Genomic DNA, 3,777 nt, shown 5'->3' on the forward strand with positions numbered 1-3,777 from the left:
GCAAAATTTCCAATGATCTACACTGATTTTTAGAAAAAGAAAAAAAGTTCTTCTGAAACTGACCGTTCCTAACCTTAGCTTGATAGCGATGTGGCTGCACCCCTACAATACTTAATAAGGTACTCTTTTCTCTTGCCTCACCATTAATTGAAGTTAAAAAAATTCTCTTTCAAAAAAATAAGCCCTCAGATTTAATTGTAACAAACATTTTAGGTATCACTAATACATTTAGTTTCAAAAGACATTTCGTTTGTTATCGGTTCTATTAGGGTATTTAAATAAAATTTTAAAATAGATGGGAGTTTTTTTGTTGAAGATGTGAATATATTTTAATTGTATGCTAGGGAAAGGGGATTGATGGTACAGCGATTTATCAATATGAGATTGATTTTTCCGTAATGTATAGTGATAGGGTAACAACCGTACAATCCGCAACAGTTCCAGCACATTCATTAGAATTCGCAAAAGAAAAATTAGAAACAGAAACAAAACGTAGACTAGGTAATTGTAAGGTTTTAATTTATTCCGCAAGCTTGCAAATTTCAGAAGATAAAAAATACAACATTATGGTTTAAAGCAGAAATGTCCCTTGCAATATTATAACAAGGGGTATTTTTTATTTGTTTCCATCATAAGCTCCTGTAATTTCTATTTCCGCATCAAGTAGGGATATCGCTAGCATTTTCCGAAATATTGGTGCCACCCCATTATTGGGTTTTGTATTTTTTGAATTTTTTAAAGATTTATATTGATTTGAATACTCTTCCAATATATAGTAAATTACATAGATTTAACCAACAACATTTATAAAGGAGTTGATGATGATGTTTAAAAAATTAAAGATGTCTGTAGTAGCTTTTGTAATGCCCCTGAGTGTATTATTTGGTTTTGTTCACGTTCCAAGTGCATCTGCTGAGAATAATGATCCAGTAAGCTTAAATTTTAAAGATACTTATTATCACGAAGCTTCAGAATTTCGTTATTATTTAGCTGGTGAAATTATTCAATTCAAGGTAACTAGAAGCGGTGGTAATAGGGACACTAGAACATTACACTTTTGGATTGAAGATAAAGCCTCAAAAAAAATCCCTGGAACAAATGTTTATCTACAAAAATCAAGTTATTTTCCTACTAAGGGACAGTATAATAAAGTATACGCTCCTGCGAATGGATATTATCGTATTCATATGCGATGTTATAAAACAGGATCACCAGATTACAATAACGCTGGTTGTGCAGGTACGGGATGGATGGATGATGTGGAGGAATAACTTAAAAATAAAAAAAACGACTCATCAATTGGGTCGTTTTTTCTTTGTCTATAGGGGGTTCGACCGAGATACGTGGGGTAGCACCACATGACCATCAAGCTAAGAAAAGCAAATACCCCAAAACGAGAAAATTGACATCTTCAGGTGAAAATGTACAATTTTTTTGTTTTTGGGGTGTTATAAAGTTCTTAAGTTAATGGATGTGTAAGGTGACTCCTAATAATTGAAATTATGTTAATTAACAGGATATAAAACATATAATTGAGTGATAATACATAGTAAAATAAACACAGAGGCTACAATAAAAAAAATGCTATCATTATAATGCTTTTTCCAATCACTTATAGCGGCATATATTGCTAAAGTAAAGGTAATAAGTGAGAGTATTAGGGAATGAATTAGTGAAATGCTAGCTATAAACCAATAAATAATGGAGCATATAAAAAATAAAATTAAAGTAATAATGATCTTTTTTCTTTTCCTGTTCATTTATGTGTACTCCTTAATAAATTGTAAATATATTTGTTAACTAAATTCGAAATATATCAAATATATTACCTTTTTCTTCCAATACATTCAAGTGTAATTTATGGTCTGCTTTGGTTCTTAGGATGATGGGTATTTGGTGCTATCCCATGGCTATCAAGCTAACAAAATAAAATTCCCCATGCCCATCAACTTAAGAATTCAGAATTACCCCAAAACGAAAAAATGAGCTTTTTTGTTACAAGTTAACACAAAATTTCGTTCTGGGGGCGCTATAAAATTTTAAGTTGCTGGAGATGATGGTGCCCCCTATAAAGCAAAAAGCGCACCAATACAATAGATGGTGCGCTTTTTGTTTTATTTAATTCGTGAAGGGCTAATATGTTCTAACCATAGAATACCATCATATTGTTGGTTAGGAATCATGATTTCATCCATAACTCCCCAATACTGCCCGATAATAGGCATATACATCCAAGAGGTTTCAGGGCGATTTTCCTCACCTTTTAAATTTACAAATACTTGCGGATGTTGTGCAGCTTTCAAAATTTCTTCGACACTATTGGCTTGATGCGTTTCCTTTACAGGCCAAATCTTATGATTATCCGTAGCTAAACTGCTACCACTATATGCAAATAAACCGACTGTGTATATTTGCTTTTTCAAATACTGTGGTATCTTATCCATTATATTTGGGAATGGGCGTGGGGATGCGGTTTGAATCATATTAGAATTTTGTTTTCTAATATGGTAATTGTGTCCCCACACAATCATTTTTTTATTCTTAAATTGCATTTCGCTTAACCATGCCAAATTCTGTGCCATCCTTTGATCTCGAGTGTACATTGGATGTTTTTGCCCATCCCCCGAAAAGGGGTGTTAAGACAAAATATTCCATATTGATTGTAGACGAATTTAGAATTCATCCTTAATTTTTCGATTTGTAACACAAACGTTCATTTTAGTTACAATCCTTAACGTACAAAAATCAAGGTTTTCACTTCGAAAAAATGTCTTAACGTGGGTTTTATGACATTTGGTTGGTGGGCCCCCATTAATATCTAATTTTTATGAATTATTACATAATGTTATTTAATTAACTTTAGATTAATGTTATTATTTGTTAGTGCTTAATTATTTCTATAAATACATATATCAAAAAAAGGTGTTTGAAATAAAGTTCTTGTTAAGAAGAAGCAATACCAGTAGAAAAAATGCTCTTAAGGTTGGCATTGTAGGTTTTGCAGCTAGTTTAGCTTGGTTTGGATATCAATGTAAATAACGGTAATTAGAAAGAGGTGTGGATTATCAATATAATTAAATATATAATACTGTTTTTTATATTTTTTGGTTTAGAATATACCTATTTTTCTTTTATAAAGGAAGATGTAGGAGTTCAATTGACTGACATGTTTATTATGTCGATATTATTTACGGTTTTAATGGTTATATTTGATAATGTACTAAGAAAAGCAAAAAAAGAGAGTTAATATTTAACTCTTTTTTTGCTTTTTAATAAATATATTGAATGGAAATTGAGGTCTGTGTAGCAACCGAACCGAATTTTACGTTAAGTATTAGGTTAGCTACTGAAAACACTTTGTTCCAACTGTATGATTAGGATGTATGATAATAAGTTGAAAAATAATAAAGAAATTCGTAATTACAAGTGTGTTTGGAAAAAAATGTATGATTAATACTCAAAATTACATGTATCTCGGCTGTACCCCATATTTATTGAAAATATTGCAAAGAGAGCCCCTTAGAATGTTGGTTCTTCACTCCCAACAATGCTTCATTTCACTGAATCTAACGTCCCATAGTTTAGCATTTCCGGAAACGATAATCGTAATTTCGCTTATTTTGTCATCAGATGCTAAGTTTAAAGGTTCTACGTTAGGATATTGTTCAATATGAGCTATTTCTTTTCCATCTAGCAGTATAGTGATTTCACCCTTGTCTGGAATGCTAAAATAAGAGTAGAACATCACCTCTTTCTTGTTCTCCAAGATGTAAGTAT

The 3,777-nt window shown here is 31.5% G+C and carries 2 protein-coding genes and 2 pseudogenes; 2 read left to right on the forward strand and 2 right to left on the reverse strand.

All coding sequences use genetic code 11. The features are described 5' to 3' along the window. Window positions 1-398: 398 nt before the first annotated feature. Both ACIGHG_RS25570 and ACIGHG_RS25575 read left to right on the forward strand, forming a co-directional pair. A complete protein-coding gene (locus ACIGHG_RS25570) occupies window positions 399-575 on the forward strand; it encodes a hypothetical protein (protein ID WP_396551284.1) in 177 nt (58 codons plus the stop codon). A gap of 243 nt (window positions 576-818) precedes the next feature. Then, window positions 819-1,271 (forward strand): hypothetical protein, encoded by a 453-nt coding sequence (locus tag ACIGHG_RS25575; protein WP_396551286.1) that lies wholly within the window; start codon window positions 819-821, stop codon window positions 1,269-1,271. Between the two features lie 843 nt (window positions 1,272-2,114). On the opposite strand, the pseudogene ACIGHG_RS25580 reads toward ACIGHG_RS25575, so the two are convergent. Both ACIGHG_RS25580 and ACIGHG_RS25585 read right to left on the reverse strand, forming a co-directional pair. Further along, window positions 2,115-2,609: pseudogene (locus ACIGHG_RS25580) on the reverse strand (erythromycin esterase family protein); the annotation flags it as partial. 926 nt (window positions 2,610-3,535) lie between these two features. Continuing rightward, window positions 3,536-3,777: pseudogene (locus tag ACIGHG_RS25585) on the reverse strand (VanZ family protein); the annotation flags it as partial.

This window comes from Bacillus sp. NPDC077411 (assembly GCF_044543425.1).
Taxonomy (GTDB): Bacteria; Bacillota; Bacilli; order Bacillales; family Bacillaceae_G; genus Bacillus_A; species Bacillus_A bruguierae.

What these genes read in the sequence shown, in the direction of transcription:
- ACIGHG_RS25570 (WP_396551284.1), top strand. Translation starts at nt 399, where the DNA reads ATGTATAGTGATAGGGTAACAACCGTACAATCCGCAACAGTTCCAGCA.
- ACIGHG_RS25575 (WP_396551286.1), top strand. Translation starts at nt 819, where the DNA reads ATGATGATGTTTAAAAAATTAAAGATGTCTGTAGTAGCTTTTGTAATG.